Annotated in this window: 19 protein-coding genes; 18 read left to right on the forward strand and 1 reads right to left on the reverse strand. The window is 65.2% G+C overall.

The window, feature by feature from the left end; all coding sequences use genetic code 11:
- The first annotated feature begins 40 nt into the window (after positions 1–40).
- From HCU76_RS30510 to HCU76_RS30545, 8 genes are all read left to right on the forward strand, one after another.
- Complete coding sequence (locus HCU76_RS30510; protein ID WP_218511337.1) at positions 41–946, forward strand: LysR family transcriptional regulator; 906 nt, start codon at positions 41–43, stop codon at positions 944–946.
- Positions 943–1,125, forward strand: a complete 183-nt coding sequence (locus HCU76_RS30515) for a hypothetical protein (protein ID WP_218511338.1) — start codon at positions 943–945, stop codon at positions 1,123–1,125. Before HCU76_RS30510 ends, HCU76_RS30515 begins: the two co-directional genes overlap by 4 nt.
- Positions 1,126–1,601: 476 nt before the next feature.
- On the forward strand, positions 1,602–2,633 hold the full coding sequence (locus HCU76_RS30520) for an IS110 family transposase (protein WP_371319931.1): 1,032 nt from the start codon (positions 1,602–1,604) through the stop codon (positions 2,631–2,633).
- Between the two features lie 855 nt (positions 2,634–3,488).
- Positions 3,489–4,490 carry an ABC transporter substrate-binding protein gene (locus HCU76_RS30525; protein ID WP_218511339.1) on the forward strand — a complete coding sequence of 334 codons (1,002 nt, stop codon included), beginning with the start codon at positions 3,489–3,491 and terminating at the stop codon, positions 4,488–4,490.
- A gap of 264 nt (positions 4,491–4,754) precedes the next feature.
- Complete coding sequence (locus HCU76_RS30530) at positions 4,755–5,819, forward strand: hypothetical protein (protein ID WP_218511340.1); 1,065 nt, start codon at positions 4,755–4,757, stop codon at positions 5,817–5,819.
- A 356-nt stretch (positions 5,820–6,175) separates the two neighbouring features.
- Complete coding sequence (locus HCU76_RS30535) at positions 6,176–6,370, forward strand: hypothetical protein (RefSeq protein WP_218511341.1); 195 nt, start codon at positions 6,176–6,178, stop codon at positions 6,368–6,370.
- A complete protein-coding gene (locus HCU76_RS30540; protein ID WP_218511342.1) occupies positions 6,370–7,032 on the forward strand; it encodes a ParB-like protein in 663 nt (220 codons plus the stop codon). The genes HCU76_RS30535 and HCU76_RS30540 overlap by 1 nt, the downstream gene beginning before the upstream one ends.
- On the forward strand, positions 7,029–8,648 hold the full coding sequence (locus tag HCU76_RS30545) for a SulP family inorganic anion transporter (protein ID WP_218511343.1): 1,620 nt from the start codon (positions 7,029–7,031) through the stop codon (positions 8,646–8,648). Before HCU76_RS30540 ends, HCU76_RS30545 begins: the two co-directional genes overlap by 4 nt.
- A 220-nt stretch (positions 8,649–8,868) precedes the next feature.
- Here HCU76_RS30545 and HCU76_RS30550 read toward each other — a convergent pair whose 3' ends face one another.
- Positions 8,869–9,774: a LysR family transcriptional regulator gene (locus HCU76_RS30550; protein WP_213959148.1), complete on the reverse strand. Its 906-nt coding sequence runs from the start codon at positions 9,772–9,774 to the stop codon at positions 8,869–8,871.
- 104 nt (positions 9,775–9,878) lie between these two features.
- On the opposite strand from HCU76_RS30550, the gene HCU76_RS30555 reads away from it, so the two are divergent.
- From HCU76_RS30555 to HCU76_RS30600, 10 genes are all read left to right on the forward strand, one after another.
- Positions 9,879–11,138 carry a flavin-dependent oxidoreductase gene (locus tag HCU76_RS30555; RefSeq protein WP_218511344.1) on the forward strand — a complete coding sequence of 420 codons (1,260 nt, stop codon included), beginning with the start codon at positions 9,879–9,881 and terminating at the stop codon, positions 11,136–11,138.
- A 19-nt stretch (positions 11,139–11,157) separates the two neighbouring features.
- Positions 11,158–12,123: a tripartite tricarboxylate transporter substrate binding protein gene (locus HCU76_RS30560; protein ID WP_218511345.1), complete on the forward strand. Its 966-nt coding sequence runs from the start codon at positions 11,158–11,160 to the stop codon at positions 12,121–12,123.
- Positions 12,124–12,265: 142 nt separating this feature from the next.
- Positions 12,266–13,300, forward strand: coding sequence for an amino acid ABC transporter substrate-binding protein (locus HCU76_RS30565; protein ID WP_213959145.1), 1,035 nt, complete (start codon positions 12,266–12,268; stop codon positions 13,298–13,300).
- Positions 13,301–13,327: 27 nt separating this feature from the next.
- The gene (locus HCU76_RS30570; protein WP_218511346.1) at positions 13,328–14,494 is read left to right on the forward strand and encodes an ABC transporter permease subunit; all 1,167 of its coding nucleotides are present in this window, start codon (positions 13,328–13,330) and stop codon (positions 14,492–14,494) included.
- A gap of 1 nt (position 14,495) precedes the next feature.
- Complete coding sequence (locus HCU76_RS30575) at positions 14,496–15,650, forward strand: amino acid ABC transporter permease (RefSeq protein WP_218511347.1); 1,155 nt, start codon at positions 14,496–14,498, stop codon at positions 15,648–15,650.
- Between the two features lie 16 nt (positions 15,651–15,666).
- Complete coding sequence (locus tag HCU76_RS30580; protein WP_305729960.1) at positions 15,667–16,440, forward strand: amino acid ABC transporter ATP-binding protein; 774 nt, start codon at positions 15,667–15,669, stop codon at positions 16,438–16,440.
- Positions 16,441–16,488: 48 nt separating this feature from the next.
- On the forward strand, positions 16,489–17,469 hold the full coding sequence (locus HCU76_RS30585; RefSeq protein ID WP_218511348.1) for an amidohydrolase family protein: 981 nt from the start codon (positions 16,489–16,491) through the stop codon (positions 17,467–17,469).
- Positions 17,470–17,678: 209 nt separating this feature from the next.
- Entirely contained in the window at positions 17,679–19,496 is a 1,818-nt protein-coding gene (locus HCU76_RS30590) for a DUF294 nucleotidyltransferase-like domain-containing protein (protein WP_218511349.1), read from the forward strand.
- Complete coding sequence (locus HCU76_RS30595; protein WP_213959140.1) at positions 19,493–20,122, forward strand: 3'-5' exonuclease; 630 nt, start codon at positions 19,493–19,495, stop codon at positions 20,120–20,122. The genes HCU76_RS30590 and HCU76_RS30595 overlap by 4 nt, the downstream gene beginning before the upstream one ends.
- A gap of 235 nt (positions 20,123–20,357) precedes the next feature.
- Positions 20,358–20,849, forward strand: coding sequence for a GNAT family N-acetyltransferase (locus HCU76_RS30600; RefSeq protein WP_213959139.1), 492 nt, complete (start codon positions 20,358–20,360; stop codon positions 20,847–20,849).
- The last annotated feature ends 399 nt before the right edge of the window (positions 20,850–21,248 follow it).

Consider the following 21,248-nt stretch of genomic DNA (forward strand, 5'->3'; position numbering starts at 1 on the left):
TGTAAGCTGGCTGCCATACCTTGAAAGCATGGGAGCGCCATTGGAACTTCGCCACCTTCGCTACTTCGTCGCCGTTGCCGAAGCGGGCAGCATGACTGTCGCAGCAACGCAAAGGCTGCATACCGCGCAGCCCTCGTTGAGCCGGCAGTTGCGCGACCTGGAATATGAGGTCGGCACGCCGTTGATGACGCGCGGTGCCCGCGGCATCGAGCTCACCGCGGCCGGCCGTGCCTTTCTCGACCACGCGCGGCTGGCGTTGTCTCAGGTCGAAGCGGCAGGCCTCGCGGCACGCCGCGCCGCGCAGCCCCCGAAGGCCACCTTCGCGCTGGGTTTCCTCACCGGCCAGGAGATGGACTGGCTGCCCGAGGCGATGCATGTGCTGCGCGACGAATTGCCAAGACTCGACGTCACCGTGTCGAGCCAGTTCTCGCCTGATCTGGCGAAAGGACTGCTGAATGGAACGCTCGATGCCGCGTTCATGCGGCCTGAGCAAGGCGCCGGCGATCTGGTCTTTCGCGTCGTGGTCGACGAACCGTTGGTCGTCGTGCTTCCCAGCGATCACCCTCTGGCCGCGCGCAAGGCGATCGACCCGGTAGCGCTTGCCGGCGAGCCGTTCATCAACGTCTCCAGTACCGCGCCGGCCTTGCGAATCGTCATTGACGACTACGTTGATCGCGCGGGGCTGGACGTCAAGCTTCACCATGAAGCCGACAACCTGGCGATGGCGATTTCGCTGGTCGCATCGACGCGTGGGTTTGCCCTGCTACCGATCTATGCCGAGAACTTTCTGCCCTGGTCGGTTGTCGCGCGCCCGATCAAGGGCGGGGACGCTCCAAAGATCCCTTTGATGGTGGCGCACCACAAGGCAAATGCATCCCCGACCTTGAAGCTCTTCTTGTCCAGGCTCGATGAATTGATCGCCCGCGTTTCACGAAAGCATCGTTGAATCGCCGTGAAGAACGCTTCGACATCATCGTCGCACCCAAGCCCAAGCAAGCCGGCATGCTCTCTCTGCGCAAGCCGGTGCGCCTCCATGGCAGCATCACGCGACCTGGCTACCGCTTCGAGAAGGGGCCGCTGCTTGCGCGCGCGGGTGGCGCCATCGCGCCGGCCGCGCGCAAGTGATCGCGGCGCGGACCGGTCCAGACCGACTCGAATTTGCTCTGCGGTTGTCCACGCCTCTTGAAGACTGCCGTTTGAAGCGTGCAGCAGACGACCAGGCGCTCGGCGACCTCCTCCAATCTCCTCCACCACGCGATAGATCTCGGCCGAGTCGATGCGTACGCCAGTTGGTTCAAGGTCGAGTCGGAGCGACCGCGGAACACACCTTCGGAGCGATCAAGCCCAGGATGAGGTCCACGTGCCCAAGGCCCTCCTGTCCGCGGGCGCCCCTCGCATGACACGGCGGTGTCTCGTCGAGAACTGGTTGCGGCTGTTCGAGTTTTCAAGCTGAACGGCGGCAGCGGCCGAAAGCTGAATTACGCGCTTTGCTCGATGCGCGACTGCTGTCCCTCGAAACTTGATAAACATCTAGCCCACGACGAGGTCGGCCTCCGTTCACGGGGCTATCGTTTGGATTCCAGTTCAACCGATGGTCCACATTGAAGGAGGCCAAGATGAAACTGTACGCGGGGATTGACTTGCATTCCAACAACAGCGTGGTGTGTGTGCTCGACGAGCATGACAGGGTAGTGTTCTCCAAGCGCCTGCCCAATGATCTGACGGCGATCATTGCCGCGCTGCGGGCATGTGTAGGAGCGTTGATTGGCGTGGCCGTGGAGTCCACCTACAACTGGTACTGGCTGGTCGATGGATTGCAGGATGCGGGAATGACCGTGCACTTGGTCAACACCGCTGCCGTCAAGCAGTACGACGGGCTCAAACATGCTGGCGACTTCAGCGACGCCCGCCACTTGGCGCATCTGCTGCGCTTGGGCATTCTGCCCACAGGGCACATTTATCCGCGCGAGGAGCGCGCAGTGCGCGACCTGCTGCGCAAGCGCGGCCAGCTCGTTCGCCAGCGCAGCACGCAGATCCTGAGCATGCACAACCTGGTGGCACGCAACCTGGGAGCCAATGCCAGCGGCAATGAGATCAAGCGCTGGACCAGGGAGTCCATCGAGGTGATGGCGCTGCTGGACGAGCAGAAGCTGGCGCTGCATGCCAACTTGGCTGTGATGGAGTGCCTGGACACGCAGGTCAAGGCGCTGGAAAAGAGCATTTTGGCACGCGTGAAGCTGCGTGAGGACTACCGTGCACTCAAGACGGTCAGCGGCATCGGCGAAGTGCTGGCTCTGACGATTGCACTGGAGACGGGGGACATTGGTCGCTTCCCCAGCCCCGGCAACTTCGCCTCCTACGCGCGCACCGTGGACAGCCGGCGCGAATCCAATGGCAAGAAGAAGGGCGAAGGCAATGCCAAGTGTGGAAACAAGGACTTGGCCTGGGCCTTCATCGAGGCAGCGCACTTCGCCATACGCTATGACGCCACGATCAAGCGGTGGTATCAGAAGAAGTCCGCGCACAGCCTGTCGGTGGTAGCAATCAAGGCGGTGGCGCACAAGCTGGCACGCGCCTGCTACTACGTGATCAAAAACGGCCAGCCCTTCGACGCGGCAAGGGCCTTCGGATAAGTGCGGCCATGCAAGACGCCGGCATGCACGCGAACATATCCCCATCGTTCGTCATGGCCAATGCGGCATCGCGCCGCATCGGACGCAACGAACGTCGTGGTGGCGCGATGCCGGCGCAGCGCAGCGCTGAAGATTTGGGAACGGCAACGGCAGCGCCACTTCGGAGGTTGGTACAACCATCAAACTTGATTGCGCGCCGTTGCCGATCCCGCCAGGGATCATGCAAGTTTCGTTGCGCCCGCAGCGCGAGCCACAAGGGGTTGGATCACCGCGCAGGCGGTCAAACCATAGACTTGTGCGAGCCTATGCGCTCGCTGTGAATGGACACGCTAGGGAACAGAGGGTTTTCTGGGGCTGCGGATGCAGCCAGGGGCCACGCACCGCAAGGTGCCACCGCCTTGATCCTGATGGGTGACTGGTGCGCTGCGGCGCAACCGTGATCTGAGAACCAAGTGTGCGGCGGTTCGCGTGATTCGCAGACGGTGCGAGCAGAAATATGCGGGAGAGTCGCAGGGGTGCGGTCTTCCCTATTGACGGAGACGGCTAATGGGTGACGGAGACGGCTAATGGGTGACCTCCAATGGCAAGTCCGCTGCAGCGGCCAAACGAGATCGCGTTGAACGGCAGGTTCGGCATGTCGCGAAACGGTGTTCGGGGCCCCAAGCGGAAGTGCAGGGCCGCTATTGAAACGCCGCAGAGCGGACGGTCAGCCCGGGCACTGCCCTCGCACCGGCTCGCCGAAGCGAGTCCGAGCGCGCCAATCGAGGAGGCGCAGACGACCTCGGAAACTCGACTCGGCAACCGATTGAAGGCGGACAATCTCATGGAACCTTCACTTATCAAGAGATCGGCTGAATGATCACGCGACGAAGCATTTCCCTCGCCGGTGGCATCGTTGTCCTCGCATCGTTGGGCTTCCCTGCGTATCCCGACGATTCGTTCTGGAAAATTGGGTACATAGGCATATCGCCGATTGGATCACCCGAGGGAGAGCGGGTCTTTGATTCCTTTTTGATTGGCCTCAGTCAGGATGGATTTGTCGAGGGCAAGAACATCGCTGTCGAGCGACGATCCATCAATGGCGACCCCGACCGGTCCCCGCAAGTTGTCGCAGACCTGATTGGACGGGGTGTCAACGTCCTTGTTGTCTCCGGCACGGCGACCACTCGAGCAGCCAAGGAAGCGACCAACACTATTCCGATAGTGACCGCGAGTTTGTCCAATCCAGTTGCCAGTGGTCTTATCTCCAGTCTCGGCCGACCTGGCGGAAACCTCACAGGCGTGACAAATTTCGACATAGACCTGAATCCGAAGCGACTCGAGTTACTGAAATCCGCAGTACCAGGAGCTGCGCGGCTCCTCCTCATCCAGGACAACCGCTACATATTCGATGCCAGGACAGCCTCCACGATCAATCGAAATCTGAATGAGGCTGCGCGATCTCTGGGTGTTCGCCTGCTGGAGGTCGCAGTCGCGACGAGGCAAGATATGGAACAACTGAATTCCCTGTTCGGGCACGAGCAGGTCGACGGCATAGTCGTTGGGGAGATTCCTGCCATTTCACTGATTCACAAAGAGTTGTCCGAGCTCGCACTGCGGCATAGATTGCCCATGCTCGCTCCGGTCCGATTCGCAGCGGACGACGGCGTCTTGCTCGCCTACGGACCCGATCTTCCCGAACTCTTTCGGCTGGCAGGTGGCTACGTGGCGAAGATTCTCAACGGTGCCAAACCGGCCGAACTACCCATGCAGCAGCCGACGAAGGTCGAATTGATCGTCAATCTGAAGACGGCAGATGCAATTGGCACACCCATCTCACGGCAATTTTTGCTGCGGGCTGACGCAGTGATTCATTGATGTTCACCTTGAACGCCCGCTCAAGGCCGATCCTGCGGCTTCGAACACTTCCCGTAAGTTGCCTCTCGGCCTGAGAGGGCAACCCTTCCGCGGGGGAGACTGCTCCCGGCACAGCTTCGCAGGCACAGTCCCGGCCAGGGCTCGACGTTCGTCGCAGGCTCACAACAAAGCCGTCGTGAGCGCGTGCGCATTGACCCGGCGGCGTCAACAATCGGTCGGAATGATGAGCCGACATTAGACTGCACCATAGATCAACCCCGTGAGATGACGCCCTCTTCCCTGCCCGATTTCGCCGAGCGAGCCAGCCTCGAAGAAGCGCTGTGCAAAGCCGGCGTGCTTGACGGAAGGAGCGTCACCGGGGTGTCGACCGAAGCATCGTATGCGACGGTGTTGTCACACATTTTCAGGTTGCGCCTCGCATACGCGGGCGCCATGTCCAAAGCGCCCGCCACCTTGATATTGAAAGCTGGCCTTGCGGATCGACCTGGCGGCCCGTGGGCCGGCGGCAAGCACGAGGTAGCCTTCTACCGAGACGTTGCTCCCTTGATGCCTCGCGGCATCGTCCCTCGTTGCTTCGCCGCCCATTGGAATGGCGACACCGGGACGTGGCACTTGCTGCTGGAAGACTTGACGGATTCGCACTTCATCGCGACACGCTGGCCTCTGCCGCCTGACTTCGCGCAAAGCGAGTCGGTCATTCGAACGCGCGCCCGTTGTCAAGCCGCATTCTGGGACGATCCTCGTCTCGGCGTGGCCATAGGTACTTGGCAGGATGCTCGTGCCCATGAAGAGGCAACGAAGGCGATGGTTGCTCATTTCTCCCGATTCGCGGATGAGATGGGCGATCGGTTGTCGCTCGAGCGGCGGTCCCTTTGCGAAAGATTGTTCGATTCTGCGCCGCACCTGGCGCAAAGATACCTGTCGCGGCGCAACATGACGATCATTCAAGGCGACGCGCATGTCTGGAACTGCTTCTTGCCGAAGGATGGCGCGAAAGACGGTGGCAGGTTGTTCGATTGGGATGCCTGGCAAGTGAATACCGGTTCGGACGACCTCGCTTGCATGATGGCCCAGCAGTGGTATCCCGAGTTGCGTCAGCGTTTCGAGCTGCGCCTCCTCGACTGCTTTCATGAAGAGCTTGTGGCTCGGGGCGTGCAGGGCTATGACCGGCGCGCATTGCAGGATGACTACAGGCTGTCGGCACTCTGGCTGATCGCGACACCGATCTGGCAGCACGCAATCGGCATTCCTCCAGTCATTTGGTGGAACAATTTCGAGCGCGTCTGCATGGCCGTCGACGACTTGGACTGCCGCGAACTGTTGCTATAGCGACGCATGGCAGGAGCGGCCAACAGCAGACATTGGACCAACCGGCCACCGCCAAGGCCCGCACCAACCCGAACATCGCAAGCCACAGGCAAAGTCGGCAGGTTTCTCGTCGCAAGCCCCTGCAACAGAGCGCGCGCACTCGCGCGGGACGTCGCGGTCGGGCAAGCATATCGTCCTTGTAGTGCAGGCGCGCCAGCAACATAATCGGCGCCGGCAACTGTACGAAAAGAAAGCAGGAATGCCCCGTCGCTTGCCGTGCCGGGCGCGAGGCAGTCCTCGAACGTGGCGTCGCTGCAAATCTTCGACGACGCACCTGCGAACGATTCGCGAGCCACGCGGTTTTCAAGAGTGAGGTGATGATGCACTTTGTCTTCAGTGCCCTCGATGGCGTGGACGCGCGCTCACCAGTGATCAGCACGTCGTACACGTTCGCGCAGTACGACCGCAAGATCGCGACGATCGTTGGCGCGGCCGACCCGCCGGACCGCGCAGGGATGACGCATACGATGAAGCGCCTTGGGCCGATGCCGTCGGTCCCTGCGCAGGCCTGATGTCCTCGCACCAACACTTGATTCAAGCCGCCCTTGCGGACCTGCATCCGACGCAGATTACCGTGGGCCGAGCGGAGGTGGTCGCCAAGCGCGCGCAATGGGCGCAACTCAAGCGCAAGGAGCGCGATCGAACGCTGGCCGCCCATTGGTTCCCGGCCGTCAAGGGACCGAACGGGCGCTTCTACATCGTCGACCATCATCATCTGGGCGTGGCGCTGCACGAAGAGCGCGTCGAATCGGTTTGGGTCATGCCGCTGGACGATCTCTCCGAAGTCGCCGGAGAGAACTTCTGGCGCTTGATGGAGTTTCATCGGTGGGCGCATCCGTACGACGAGACAGGCAAGCGCCGCGGATATGACGCAATTCCTTCGAAGATCGCCAAGCTGCGCAACGACCCCTATCGCAGCTTGGCCGGCTTCGTCCGAAACGCGGGTGGCTATGCCAAGGACGCGGCACCGTTCGCCGAGTTTCTCTGGGCCGATTTCTTCCGGCCCCAGATTCCCGTCAAGATCCTCGAGAGGGGCAGCGACGGCACGTTGCTGCCCGAGGCGGTACAACAAGCGGTCGCACTGGCGCGCGGGCCGGCCGCACGCTGCCTGCCCGGGTGGACGGGCGTGACGACTGCGGCAAACTTGTCTGCCAGCATCGGCAACGCCACTTGAGCGCGCTCGCCAACGCTGGGAAGCCCGGAGCCGCCGACCTGGTCGCCGGCCTGTCGATCGCAGGCCTGCTGTTGCCGGAGGCGGTGGCCTACTCAAGCATTGCGGGACTGCCGCCACAAGCGGGCGTGATGGCGCTTTTCGCGGGCCTGCTCGTGTACGGACTGCTGGGCAGCAGCCGCTTCGCCATCGTTTCCGCCACATCGTCGTCGGCTGCCGTGCTCGCCGCCGCGACGGCCTCGCTCACCGGGGCAGATCCGGCGACGCGGCTGGCGCTTGGTGCGGGCATCGTGCTGCTGGCGGGCGTGTTCTTCATCGCAGCCGGGCTGCTGCGACTGGGCGCCGTTTCGAGCCTGATCGCCAAGCCGGTGCTGCGCGGCTTCGCACTGGGGTTGGCGATGACCATCGTGCTCAAGCAGTTGCCCAAGGTGCTCGCCGTTCCAACTGCCCACGGCGACTTCTTTCGGCTGGCCGGGGACCTGGCTGCGAGCTGGCGGCAGTGGAACTGGGCGGGGGCGGTCATGGCGCTGCTGGCCTTGACGCTGCTTCGCGCACTCGGGCGATGGCGGGCCGTGCCGGCCGCGCTCCTGGTGATCGCGGCGGGCATCGCCTTCGATGTCAGCGGCCAGAGCCACACCTGGGGCATCGCCGCGGTCGGTCCCTTCAGCATCGACTTCAGCCACCCGGGCCTGCCGTCGCTCGCTGCAGAGCAATGGGTCAAGCTTGGTGAACTTGCGTTTGCCGTGGCGCTCATCCTCTATGCGGAGTCCTATGGATCGATTCGCACCTTTGCGCTGCGCCACGGGGATGAAGTTTCCGCCAACCGCGACCTGTTGGCCCTTGGCGCGGCGAACCTTGCCTCGGGCCTGTTCCGGGGAATGCCGGTGGGTGCTGGCTACTCGGCCACATCTGCCAACGAAGCCGCGGGCGCGCAGAGTCGCGCCGCCGGGCTGGCGGCTGGCGCAACGGTATTGGTGGCGGTACTGACATTGTTGCCCTGGATTGCACATACGCCGGAGCCGATCCTGGCGGCCATCGTCATCCATGCTGTCGCTCACACCCTGAGTCCTGCCGCGCTGCGTCCCTACTTCCACTGGAAGCGTGACCGCCTCACTGCCCTCGTGGCGGTTGCGGCGGTGCTGCTGTTCGGCGTGCTGGACGGGCTGCTGGTGGCGATTGGCGTCAGCCTGGCAATGTTGCTGCACGGCTTCGCGCGCACCAGCGTGAGCTGGCTCGGGCGCCTTGGCGACGGTCACGACTATGTTGACATGGCACGCCACCCTGACGCCATCGCGCCGACCGATGGCTTGATCGCACGCCCCGAGGTGCCGCTGTTCTTCGGCAACGCTGACGCGGTGTTTGCCGCCATCCGCCAACGTGCCGCCGGGCAAGTCGGTACAAGGCGGATCGTGCTGAGCCTGGAAGAGTCACCCGACCTCGACGGCACGAGCATCGAGGCGCTTTGCGAATTCGCGATCTGGGTTCGCGCGCGCGGCATGCAACTCAAGCTCGCGCGCGTCAAGGACGCCGTGCGCGATGTTCTCGACCGCGTGCACTCACCGGACCTCGCAGCGGATACGTATGCGGCGTGGAGCGTGGATGACGCGATGCAGTCGTAGAGTCTGACTCGGTGCATCGATCGCCGATCAGTGCTGCGCTGGGAAGATGTGCTGACGGATCGTTGGAGTGCGACCATGTTCTGCAGCGTGTGCCCAAGCTAGCGCAGCCCGGGTGCTCTGTCCATCGTCCGCGGTCGTCTTGGCGCATGGCGGGTCATTTCTCGAAGCTGGCCAAGTGCAGCGCGCCCGAAATGCAACGTTTTGCGGGCAGCTGTCGCGCTCAGCGAGACAGCGCCGGCAACGCCTCTTCCAGCGTTGCCACGAAGTCGGCCATGGCGTCGCTGTCGCGCGCACCGCGCTTGCTGATGCGAAAGAAATCCATGCTGACCTTCGGCTTCAACAGCACATCGGTCTGCACGCGGTGGCGCCGGCATGCGGCGGTCGCGAAGGTCGGCATGATCGCCGTGCCGAAGCCGGCCTCGACCATCGAGATCAGCGTGCCGAGGAAGTTGAAGGACTGGCGCTGCGCGTCCGCGCGGCCAATCGTGCCGAGGTGCACGTCGATCACCTTCTGGATCGGATTGCCCGGCGGCAAGCCCAGGAGTTCGACCGACCGCAGCGCGGTCCATGGCGCCGTGCCCGTCGCCGCCTGCACCTCTTGCGAAGCCGAAGGCGCAACCCGCATCAGGTGAAAGCGCCCTATCGGCCTGCGCTCCAGGCCCGAAGCGGCCTTGAAGAAGAAGCCGAGCCCGAGATCGGCCTCGCCGCTCGCAACCATCGCCTCGACATCGCGCAGGTCGGCATCGAAGAGCCGCAGGCTCACGGTCGGATGGCTCAGCCGGAAATCGCGGAACACCTGGGGCAGCAGATGGGACGACACCAACGGTGTCGCGGCGATGCGCAGGGTCTGGCGTGCCTCCTTGCCCTCGACGCCGAGCCGGGAGGTGACATCGTCCAGATCGGTCAGCACGCGCTCGACCACAGGCAGCAGGCGCTGGCCCGCGGCGGTGAGGCCGACCATGCGGGTGGTCCTGTCGAACAGGCGGCAGCCCAGCATGCGTTCCATTTCACGGACCAGCGTGCTCAGGCCGGCCTGGGTCATGTGGGCCTGCTCGGCGGCGCGTGTGAAGTTTCCGATGCGCGCGACATGCAGGAAGGCACGCATCTGGCGGACGGACAGATTCATACCCTTTCATTATGAATTCATCAGACATCTAAATTTCTCAAATGGTTACGAATTCACTCTAATGCCGGATCACCCGCAGACAAGCTGAAGACACACCCGCAGACATGAGCCCATCCACTGACGTCATCGTGCTGGGCGCCGGCATCGGCGGCCTGACGCTTGCGCTGAGCCTGCACCAGGCCGGTATCGGCTGCCGCGTCTACGAGGCGGTGCCAGAGCTCAAGCCGCTCGGCGTCGGCATCAACCTGCTTCCCCACGCCGCGCGGGAATTGTGGGAACTGGGGCTGCAGGCCGAACTCGACGCGGTCGGCGTGCGCACCCGCGAATCCGTGTTTTTCAACGCCCACGGACAACTGGTGTTCCGTGAAGCGGCCGGCATCGACGCTGGCTACGACTGGCCCCAGTACTCGATCCATCGGGGCGACCTGCATGCCCTGCTGCTGGCGGCCACGCTCGAACGCCTGGGTCCTCGCAGCGTCGCCTGCGGCCATCGCTGCATCGGCGTCGACCAGGATGCCGACGGCATCACAGCGCATTTCAGCGCGCCGGACGGTTCCCGAATTTCCACCGTGCGCGGCGCCGTCGCAGTGGGTTGCGACGGCATCCATTCGGCGCTGCGCCGGCAACTCTATCCGGCTGAAGGCGCGCCGCGATATTCCGGCGTCAACATGTGGCGCGGCACGGCCAGGCACAAGCCTTTCCTGTCGGGGGCGAGCATGGTGCGCGCGGGCTGGCTCGACCTCGGCAAGATGGTCATCTATCCGATCCGCAAGGATATCGATGACGCGGGAAATCAACTCGTCAATTGGGTCGCCGAAATCCGCGCGCCGCGGCCGGCGCAGCAGGACTGGAGCCGTCCTGGTCGTCTCGATGACTTCCTGCCCGCCTTCGAGAACTGGCATTTCGACTGGCTCGACGTGCCCGCGCTGATCCGCTCGTCCGATGCCATCCTCGAATACCCGATGGTGGACCAGGATCCATTGCCCCGGTGGACGCACGGGCGGCTCACCTTGCTCGGCGACGCGGCGCACCCCATGGTGCCGCGCGGCTCCAATGGTGCCGGGCAGGCCATCATCGATGCGCGAGTGCTGGCCGGCGCTTTGCGCAGGGAAGGCGTGGGCGCGAACGCGATGGAGGCCTATGACGCAGCCCGCGTCAAGGCGACCACCGCGGTCGTGCTGACCAATCGCAGCAATCCGCCGGACGCCATCCTGCGCGAGGTCTACGAACGCTCCGGCGGCAAGCGCTTCGAGCGGCTCGAGGAGATCGTCAGCCAGGCGGAACTGCAGGCCATCTCGGACAACTACAAGCGCGTCGCCGGCTACGACCCGACCCGTTTGAAAGCCCGCCCGTCCTTCATCTGAAGCACCGGAAGGAACCGACATGCAACGACATCTCTTCCGATTCCTCGCGGCCCTGCTCCTGTGGGCTGGCGCAGCGACTGCGCAAGCCTGGCCCGAGCAATCGATCACTTTGGTCGTCCCCTATACCCCCGGCACCGGCATCGACCTCGTCGCGCGCGAGTTGTCGGCGCGCCTGCCGGCCGCGCTCGGGCAGCCGGTGATCGTCGAGAACGTTGCCGGCGCCAGCGGCAACATCGGCAGCGAGAAGGTCGCGCGTGCCAAGCCCGATGGCTACACACTGCTGGTGCAGGTCAATACGCTTGTCATGAACCGCAGCCTCTACAAGTCGCTGGCCTACGATCCGGTGACGGACTTCGCACCGGTTTCGCAGACCTCCTGGGGCACGCTGCTGCTGGTTACCAACCCGAACGTGCAGAAGACGACCACGGTGGGCCAGATGGTCGCGGCCGCCAAGGCAGCGCCAGGCAAGCTCAGCTATGCCACGCCGGGGGTCGGCACGCCACACCACCTGTCGATGGCACTGTTGCTGCAGAGCACCGGCGCCGACATGCTGCATGTTCCGTACAAAGGCACGGCGGGCGCGGTAACGGATCTGTTGGGCGGGCGCATCGACTACATGTTCCTGCCGGTTCACGTCGCGCTTCAGCAGATCCAGGCCGGCAGGCTGGTGGCGATCGCGACGGGCAGCGACAAGCGCGTGCCGCAGTTGCCCAACGTGCCGACGTTGGCCGAGGCCGGCGTGAAGATCGGCAACCTCGACATGTGGTACGGCGTGCTGGCGCCCAAGGGAACGGCGCCGGCTGTCATCGAGCGGCTCAACGCGGAGATCGGCAAAGTGCTCGCACTACCGCAGGTGGCGACCGCTTTCGAGGCGCAGGGCATGGTGCCGGCCACCTCGACGCCCGCGGCATTCGGTGAGCTGATCGACAAGGATGCCAAGCGCTGGGCCGACGTGGTGAAGCGCGGTGGCATCTCTGCGGAATGATGAATCGCACCCCGACAACGCGGTGGGGCACTGCCGCTACACTGCCGCCGCTGGCGAGCGGCAGCCCCCGGGCAACTCGCCAGATCACCTCGGGACCGCCGACGGGCGGTCCCATCACAACAAGACCAGCAAGAGACAAGCAATGAAGATCCAAGGCGTCAACTCAATCTCGATCCGTCCCCTCGTCGTGGGGTTCGCCGCGTGCGCGGCGCTGGCCGGTGCGGCGCGGGCCGACGTGCTCGACGAGGTCAAGGCTCATGGCGTGGTCAAGTGCGGCGTGACGCTGGCCGCGCCCGGCTTTTCGGCCGAGGACAACGCGGGCAAGCGCCAGGGTTTCGACATCGACACCTGCAAGGCAATCGCCGCCGCAGCGCTCGGCGACGCGAGCAAGATCCAGCTCGTGCCGATGGACCTGAAGACCGCTTTTGCCGGCTTGCCCACCGGCGCCGTCGACGTGCTGACGCACCGCTTCACCTGGACCCAGAGCCGCGACGTGAGCGGCATGAAGTTCGCCAAGGTGATGTTCTTCGACGGCCAGGGCTTCGCCGTCACCGTCAAGTCGAAGGCCAGCAAGCTCGCCGACCTGAACAACGCCACCATCTGCACCGCCCAGGGCAGCACCTCGGAACTGATCGTGGCGGACTACTTCCGGTCGCACAACCTCAAGTACAAGATCGTGACCTTCGCCTCGCAGGAACAGGCTTGGGATGCCTTCGTGGGCAAGCGCTGCGACGCCGCCATCAACGACCGTTCCGGGCTGGCGGCGCGGCTGGCGGCCCTGCCCAACCGGGATGAATTCAAGGTGCTGGCCGAGACCGTTTCCAACGAGCCGATCGGCCCCATCGTCGCGCAGGGCCAGCCGCGCTGGGAGGCGGTCGTGCGCTTCACGCTCAACGCGCTGGTGGCCGCCGAGGAGCAAGGCATCACGCAGGCCAACGTCGATGCGCAGCGCAGCTCGCAGAGTCCCGATGCGCAGCGACTGCTGGGCGTGACGGGCGACTTCGGCGCGAAGATGGGCCTGTCCGCCGACTGGGCCTACCAGGCTATCAAGGCCGTAGGCAACTATGGCGAGATCTGGGACCGCAACGTCGGACCGAAGACGCCGCTGCGGCTTGATCGGGGACGCAATGCGCTGGTCGCGAACGGCGGTCTCATGATGGCGATCCCGGTCCGCTGACCCCCTGGAGCCAGAGCGCTTGACCGCATGACGGTACGCCCGCGCGCGAGCCTGGCTCGCGCCTTCTCGACCGATCGCCTGCCGGGCTACGTTGGCCAATTGCTGCTGCTGGCCGTGGTGGCCTGGCTTCTGCGGCACGGCATCTCGAACTTCATCGGCAACGCGCGTTCGCTCGGCGTGTCGATGGGCTTCGGCTTCCTCAGGAGCGAGGCCGGCTTCGAGATTGCGCAGGCGATGATTCCCTTCGGTCCTGCTTCCAGCTACCGGGATGCGATCGTCGTTGCCACGCTCAACTCGCTGCTGGTGATCGCGGTGGGCAGCCTGCTCGCCACCCTGATCGCACTGTGTGTTGCCTTCGGGCGGCTGAGTGCGCATCCATTGATCCGCGGCGCCTCGACGCTCTATGTCGAGGTGTTTCGCAACATCCCGATGCTGCTGCAAATCTTCTTCTGGTACTTCTCCGCGTTGGCGCTGTTGCCGGGCGTGGCGGAGAGCCTGGCGTTCGGCGCGATCCTGCTGAACAACCGGGGCCTCTTCCTGCCTCGGCTGCTGATGACGCCAACCGCCGCATGGGCCTCGGGCGCGGCGTTGCTCGTATTCATTGCGTTGTTCCACGCAGTGCGCGCCGGGCTTCGCGAGCGCGCCGGGCCGCGTGTCCTCGCCGGCTGTGCCGTCGCGCTGGCGGCGCTGTGCCTCGCGCCGCTGGCACTCATGCACGGGCAATTCGGGCTCGACCGTCCGGCTGCGGAAGGCTTCAACGTGGGCGGCGGTTTCGTGCTGCTGCCGGAGCTGATCGCGCTGACCCTGGGCCTGTCGATCTACAACGGTGCCTTCCTGGCCGAGATCTTTCGCGCGGGCATCCTGTCGGTGCCGCGCGGCCAAGCCGAGGCGGCCGCCACCGTCGGCCTGACCGGCGCGCGCGCCGCCCTTCTGGTGACGTTGCCGCAGGCCCTGCGCCTGGCGCTGCCCCCGGCGGCGGGGCAGTACCAGACACTGGCCAAGGCCTCTTCGCTGGCCGCCGCGATCGGCTACCCGGACATCATGCAGATCGTGGGCGGCACGGTGCTGAGCCAGACCGGCCAGGCGCTGGAGGCGATGGCGCTCGTCGTCGTCCTGTATGCGGCCATCAATCTCGTGATCGCGCTCCTGGTGAACGTCGCCAACCGGCGACTGCTGAAAGCCGAGCGCCGTTGAGATGAGCCCGACTGCCGCGCCGACGACCCATGCTGCGCTGACGCGCGCAGGCTTGCCCGCCAACCGTTACGTGCGTCCATCCCTGGTCGATGCGCGCCCAGCGCCGGTCGTGACCGTCCCCGCGGTCACGCGCTGGCGCCGCGCATGGTTCTCCAGCCCGCAGATGACGCTGTTGCTCCTGCTGCTGGCTGTGCTCTTCATCCCGCTCGCATGGCGCTTCATCGAATGGGCCGTGCTCAACGCCCACTGGCTCGGCAGTTCGAGCCAGGCCTGCCCCGACAAACAGGGCGCCTGCTGGGCCTTCGTCATTGCGCGCTGGAAGCCCTGGCTGGTGGGCGACTATCCTTCTGACCAGCTCTGGCGTCCGTGGGCCTGCTTCGCCGCCTTCGCGGTGTTCTGGACCTGGGTGATGCGGCGCCCGCACAGCGCCGACCTGCGCGGCGTGCTGTTCGGCTTCCTGCTGCTGCCGGCAGCCTTCTTCCTGCTGCTGCTCGGCGGTGGCTCGCTGCCTTTCGTGCCCCCGACGCGCTGGGGCGGGCTGCTGCTGACGCTCGTGGCCACGCTCGCCACCTTCGCGACGGCGCTGCCGCTCGGCCTCGCGCTTGCGCTGGGCCGCCGCTCATCGCTGCCGGTGGTGCGCTGGCTGTGCACGGCCTTCGTCGAGGGCATGCGCTCGGTGCCGCTGCTGGTCGTCCTGTTCATCGCGGCCACGCTGCTGCCGATGTTCCTGCCCACGGGATGGAAGCCGGACCTGTTCATGCGCGCGCTGGCGGCCTTCACCCTCTTCAATGCCGCCATGGCCGCCGAGGTGTTTCGCGGTGGACTTCAACTCGTCGGCCGCGGCCAGATCGAGGCCGCCACCACCGTCGGGCTGGGCCGCACCGCGACACTGGCCCTGGTCGTGCTGCCGCAGGCCGTGCGCGCCGTGGTGCCAGCGCTGGTGAACATCATGATCGCGGTGATCAAGGAGACCACGCTGCTTTCGGTGATCGGTGTCAACGATTTCCTCGGCGCGGTGGAGAACGGCGCCAAATCGCCCGACTGGACCGGCGACTCCAACATCCTCACATCGGGCCACGTCTTCCTGGCCCTGGCCTACTTCCTGGTCTGTTATGGACTCTCGCATTACAGCCGCCGCCTCGAGGGCAAGCGCTGATCGCATGACACCCGCAATGACAACGACAGATTTCGGTGCGACGAGTCCGCCAATGGTGCGCATGGACGGCATCAACAAGTGGTACGGCGACTATCACGCGTTGCGCGACATCGACCTGCTGGTGGCTCCGGGCGAGCGCATCGTGGTCTGCGGCCCTTCCGGCTCAGGCAAGTCGACGCTGGTGCGCACCGTGAACCTGCTCGAGCCTTTCCAGCAAGGAAGGCTGCATGTCTGCGGCGTTGACGTCGGGGCCGATGCGATCACGCGCGCGGCCCGGCTGGCGCTGAACCGGCGCGTCGGCATGGTGTTCCAGCAGTTCAACCTGTTTCCCCACATGACCGCGCTGCAGAACCTGACCGTCGGGCCCGTGTGGGGCCACGGCGTGAGCCGCCGCGAAGCCCACGAGCGCGCGATGCACTACCTGGAGCGGGTCGGCCTGCTGGCCCACGCGCACAAGCATCCCGCGCAACTCTCGGGCGGCCAGCAGCAACGCGTCGCGATCGCGCGCACCCTCTGCACGCAGCCGCAGGTCGTGCTGTTCGACGAGCCCACCGCATCGCTCGACCCCGAGATGGTCAACGAGGTGCTGCAGACCATGGAAGGCCTGGCCGGCGAAGGCATGACCATGATGATCGTCACGCACGAGATGGGCTTCGCGCGGCGCGTGGCGGACCGCATTGTCTTCATGGACCAGGGACAGATCATCGAGACCGCGGCGCCGGACGACTTCTTCGACAGGCCGCAGAGCCCCCGGCTCAAGGCTTTCCTCGGTCAGGTCCTGCCGCACTGAACAGCGCTTTCTTTTTTCTATTCCGACAACACACAGGAGACCCGGCTTATGCCAGTGATCGACGTCCACACCCACATGTTCACGACCCGATGGCTTGAACTTCTCAAGAGCGAAGGCGGCATCTACAACATCCAGACCCGCCCCGATGGCCAGAAGGAGATCTTCCGCGGCAACACGCCGGTGGTGCTGCCGCAACCGGGACACTTCGACTACGACCTGCGCATCAAGCACATGGATGCCGCGGGCATCGACATCTCGATCGTCTCGCTGACCTGCCCCAACGTGTACTGGGGCAACGAGGACGTCAGTTGCCGCGCCGCCCGCGAGTCGAACGACAACATGGCCCAGGCGCAGACCACCTACCCGGATCGCATCCGCTGGTTCACCTCCCTGCCCTGGGAGTACCCGCAACGCGCGATCGAGGAACTCGACCGCACCTGCCGCAACGGCGCCTCGGGCGTCATGGTGCTCGCCAACGTCGCCGGGCGCAGCCTCACCGACCCGATGTTCGCGCCGATCTGGGCCGAGATCGACAAGCGCGGCTTGCCAGTGCTCGTGCATCCGACCGATCCGCCCGGCGTCGACATGATGGACATGACCAAGTTCGACCTGAGCTGGTCGGTCGGCTTCATGTTCGACACCACGCTGGCTTTCACGCGGATGATCTTCGAAGGCTTCTTCGACCAGTACCCCAACCTCAAGATGATCGCTTCGCACGGCGGCGGCACCCTGCCCTACCTCGTCGGCCGCTTCGAGAAGGGCGACGAGGTCGAACTCGCGGTTCGTCGCCAGATGAAGCGCAAGCCGACCGACTACCTGCGCCACATCTACTACGACTGCATCACCTACGACCCGGGCGCGCTGCGATACCTGATCTCGGTGGTCGGCGCCGACCACGTCATGTTCGGCACGGATTGGCCGCACTGGGTGCACGACACCAAGGGCTCCTTCGCCAACACCGGGGCCTTGCCGCAGGCGCAGTGCGATGCGGTGCGCTCGGGCAACGCGCAGCGGGTGTTCGGACTGTAGGCACGCGGCTGAAGTGAGGCCGCGGTGGCGGTTCTCGATGACCACCGGCCCTGCCGGCATCTGGCTTTTCTCCATCCTCGACCCCGGCGCCCGCGCCAGGCAGGACCACGGCGGCTTCCCAAGCAGCAGGTGCACTCCGAAACAGGCATCGGCGCGGAAGGCGCTTCCGGCCACTGACAAGCAGGTCGAACGGCGCGATCATCGGCGCCATGCCCAATGCGTTCGACTTCACGGCCTCGCCCTTCGACTGCCTGGATGCCACCGAACAACGCCTGGTTCGCGACAGCGTCGACATCGCCTACTTCCGCGAAGGCGAGACGCTGCTGGCGCCCGGCATCGAGCCGCTGCATCTGTTCGTCGTCATCAAGGGGCACGTGTCGCAGTTCGATGTCCATGAATTCATCGCCAGCTTCGGCCCCAGGGACTGCTTCGACGGCCGTGCGCTGGTCGCCGGCCGCGCCAGCAGCCGCTTCGTCGCCGCCGAGGAGGTGCTGGCCTACCAGCTGGCCAAGGCCACCGTCAACGACCTGATCGCGCGCAACGCGGGATTCGGCGCGCTGCTGTTCTCCGAGCTGTCGAGCAAGCTCGGCGCCCTGTCGCAACGCCACAGCCAGCGCGAAATGCAGGCGCTGGCGATGTCGCGCGTCGAGGAAGCGTTCCTGCGCCCCGCGCACATCGTCGAGGGCGGCACCAGCATCGTCGAAGTCGCCCGCGTGATGCAGGCGAAGCATTCGAGCAGCGTGCTGGTTCGCGATGGCGAGCGGCTGGGCATCTTCACCAACACCGGGCTCCAGCGCGCGGTGGTCGACGGCCGGCCGCTCGCCGACTGGCCGGTGCGCGAGACGGCGACGTTCTCGCTGGTGTGCATCGCGCCCGATGCGCCGCTGTTCGATGCCCTGGCACTCATGATCCAGCACCAGGTGCACCGCCTCGTCGTGGCCGAGGGCAGCAGGATCGTCGGGCTGCTGGAACAGCTCGACCTGTTGAGCTTCCTGTCGAACCACTCCTACCTGATCACCGTGCAGATCGCGCGGGCGCAAGACCTGGATGCCCTGCGCATCGAGGCCGGGAAGATCACGCGCTTCATCGCGCTGCTGTACCGCGGCGGCACGCGCGTCGGCCAGATCGGCAGGCTGGTGCAGGCGCTCAACGCCAAGCTGTTCGAGCGCGCCTGGCAGTTGATCGCGCCGCCGGAACTGCTGGCCGACAGCTGCCTGTTCGTCATGGGCAGCGAAGGCCGCGGCGAGCAACTGCTCAAGACCGACCAGGACAACGGACTGATCCTGCGCGATGGCTGCGGCGTGGATGCAGCCGTCGTCGAGGAGGCCTGCAGCCGCTTCTCCGCGGCGCTGCGCGACTTCGGCTACCCCGACTGCCCGGGCGGCATCATGGTCAGCCGTCCGGCCTGGCGGCACAGCGCGAGCGATTTCGCGGCTGTCGTGCGCCACTGGCTGCAGCAGCCCGACGCCGACGGCCTGATGGCGCTCGCGATCTTCATCGACGCGCATGCCGTGGCCGGTGACGCGGCGCTGCTGGCCGGCGTGCGCAACCAGGTCGACCGCCTGGTCGCGTCCGACGACGCATGGCTCGCGCGCTTTGCCGCCGCGATCGATGCCTTCCCCGACGCGGGTGGGAGCTGGTGGAATCGCCTGCTGCTCGGCGAACACGACACGCACGCACTCGACCTGAAGAAGGCGGGCATCTTCCCGATCGTGCACGGCGTGCGCAGCCTGGCCCTGCGCGAGCATGTCCAGCCCACCGGCACCACGGCCCGACTCGACGCCCTGGTCGCGCTCGGCCGCCTGTCGCAGGCGTTCGCGAACGACCTGGCCGACAGCCTGCATTTCCTGATGGGCCTCAAGCTGGCGGCCGGCCTGGCCGAACTGGATGCCGGCCATGCGGTCAGCGGCTCCATCTCGACCGGCCAGATGAGCAGCCTCGAGCGCGACCTGCTGAAGGATGCGCTGGCCGTCGTCAAGCGCTTCAAGGTGCTGCTGCGGCACCAGTTCCACCTGGAAATGGCATGACGCCGCGCTGGCTCGGCGGACTGCGCCGCCGCTGGATGCTGCAGCACCTGGCGGATGCGCGCTTCTCCTTCATGTACGACGCGCCCCCGGAGAACGAGTGGGTCACGCTGGACTGCGAGACCACCGGCCTCGACCCGCGGCGCGATAGGATCATTTCGATCGGCGCGGTACGCATCGTCGGAAACCGCCTGCTGACCAGCCAGCGCCTCGAACTGCTGGTGCGGCCCGAGCGGGCATTGAAGAGCGAGAGCGTGCTGGTGCACCGGTTGCGCGAGCAGGACGTCGCCATGGGCATGGACCCGGCGGCTGCGATGCGCCGCGTGCTGGAGTTCATCGGCAGCCGGCCGCTGGTGGGCTACTACCTCGCGTTCGATGTCGCCATGCTCAATCGCGAGATCTGGCCCATGCTCGGCGTGCGTTTGCCACAGCCGAAGATCGAGGTCTCGGCGATGTACTACGACTACAAGAGCCGGCAGTTGCCCGCGCACGAGCGCGGCGGCACGATCGACCTGCGCTTCTCGACCATCATGAACGAGCTCGGGTTGCCACTGCGCGATGCGCACGATGCGCTGAACGACGCCGTGATGGCGGGGCTGGCTTTCGTGAAATTGCGCAACATGAGGTAGTCACGGCCCTGGTCACAGCAATTCATCGAAGACCCGCCGGTCTGCGAAGGCCCGGTCTCCGGGGCATATCGCGGCTTGATGCGGTGTGCCTGCACCCAATGGAAGGCGGCGAGCACTCAAGCCAATCGTCCGGAAATGCGAAGTTCACGCCAACAGAATGCAGTGCGCGCCTCTCTGTCGATCCGTACTATTGCGCGATGCATTGTTCTGCCGCGTCCGCGGCCATCGAGATCGCATGTCCACCCCCACTTTTCGCCAGGCTGTTTCACTGGACGGCGCACGCTGCTACGAGATCGAAAGCACGGCGTACGAGGGCGGCGAAGCCGCCACGCTGGCCAGGATCGGCCTGCGGATCGCCGAGTACCCGGAAGGCTTCCTGATCATGGAACTGGACGGACGAGTTATCGGCTTCATCAATAGCGGCTGCGCCGATAGCGTCGTGATGTCCGACGAGTCGTTCAAGGAACTCGTGGGACACGACGCCGCTGCTCCGAACGTCGTGGTCATGTCGGTTGTCATCGATTCGGCCTATCAAAGCCGCGGTTTCGCGACCATCATGATGCGGACCTTCGTCGAGCAGATGCGCCAGGCGGGGAAGAAGACCATCCACCTCATGTGCAAGCAACGACACGTCGATCTGTATACCCACCTGGGCTATCGTTACATGAAGCCCTCCCCCTCGGATCACGGCGGAATGTCGTGGCACGAGATGATCATGGACCTTTGAGGACAGGTGAGGCTCCAGCCATGCTCGCGAAATCCCGAGCGCAGGCGGCTTTTCGTACATCGTGGACTACGCGGCCACCCGGTGCCGAAGAGGCTTCGAACGTTAGCGCGGTCGCTCTCACGCATCTTCTACAGTGCAGCAGCCGGACCTACAGGCAGCGAACCCGGCTCGGTCCTTCGCAGCCGCCGCGCTCCAAAGCCGGCCCTCAGCAGACCGACGAGCCCACTCCTTCCGCGGGGTCTTCCAGGTGTTAACGGGCTGGGCGCTGGCAGACCATGCGGCCGGTCTTCTTGTCCCAATGACACTTCTTGGCAGCGGCGGAGGCGCTCGCAGGCGCCAACACGGCCAGCCCGAAGGCTGCGACGAGGCCCACGAGAACTAATTGCTTGAGGTGTTTCA

The sequence above is a fragment of the Variovorax sp. dw_308 genome (genome assembly GCF_019207085.1).
Taxonomy (GTDB): Bacteria; Pseudomonadota; Gammaproteobacteria; order Burkholderiales; family Burkholderiaceae_C; genus Variovorax.

Coding starts and splice junctions, on each gene's coding strand:
- HCU76_RS30525 (WP_218511339.1), top strand. CDS start 3,489: ATGATCACGCGACGAAGCATTTCCCTCGCCGGTGGCATCGTTGTCCTC.
- HCU76_RS30530 (WP_218511340.1), top strand. CDS start 4,755: ATGACGCCCTCTTCCCTGCCCGATTTCGCCGAGCGAGCCAGCCTCGAA.
- HCU76_RS30535 (WP_218511341.1), top strand. CDS start 6,176: ATGATGCACTTTGTCTTCAGTGCCCTCGATGGCGTGGACGCGCGCTCA.
- HCU76_RS30540 (WP_218511342.1), top strand. CDS start 6,370: ATGTCCTCGCACCAACACTTGATTCAAGCCGCCCTTGCGGACCTGCAT.
- HCU76_RS30550 (WP_213959148.1), bottom strand. CDS start 9,774: ATGAATCTGTCCGTCCGCCAGATGCGTGCCTTCCTGCATGTCGCGCGC.
- HCU76_RS30555 (WP_218511344.1), top strand. CDS start 9,879: ATGAGCCCATCCACTGACGTCATCGTGCTGGGCGCCGGCATCGGCGGC.
- HCU76_RS30560 (WP_218511345.1), top strand. CDS start 11,158: ATGCAACGACATCTCTTCCGATTCCTCGCGGCCCTGCTCCTGTGGGCT.
- HCU76_RS30565 (WP_213959145.1), top strand. CDS start 12,266: ATGAAGATCCAAGGCGTCAACTCAATCTCGATCCGTCCCCTCGTCGTG.
- HCU76_RS30570 (WP_218511346.1), top strand. CDS start 13,328: ATGACGGTACGCCCGCGCGCGAGCCTGGCTCGCGCCTTCTCGACCGAT.
- HCU76_RS30575 (WP_218511347.1), top strand. CDS start 14,496: ATGAGCCCGACTGCCGCGCCGACGACCCATGCTGCGCTGACGCGCGCA.
- HCU76_RS30580 (WP_305729960.1), top strand. CDS start 15,667: ATGACAACGACAGATTTCGGTGCGACGAGTCCGCCAATGGTGCGCATG.
- HCU76_RS30585 (WP_218511348.1), top strand. CDS start 16,489: ATGCCAGTGATCGACGTCCACACCCACATGTTCACGACCCGATGGCTT.
- HCU76_RS30590 (WP_218511349.1), top strand. CDS start 17,679: ATGCCCAATGCGTTCGACTTCACGGCCTCGCCCTTCGACTGCCTGGAT.
- HCU76_RS30595 (WP_213959140.1), top strand. CDS start 19,493: ATGACGCCGCGCTGGCTCGGCGGACTGCGCCGCCGCTGGATGCTGCAG.
- HCU76_RS30600 (WP_213959139.1), top strand. CDS start 20,358: ATGTCCACCCCCACTTTTCGCCAGGCTGTTTCACTGGACGGCGCACGC.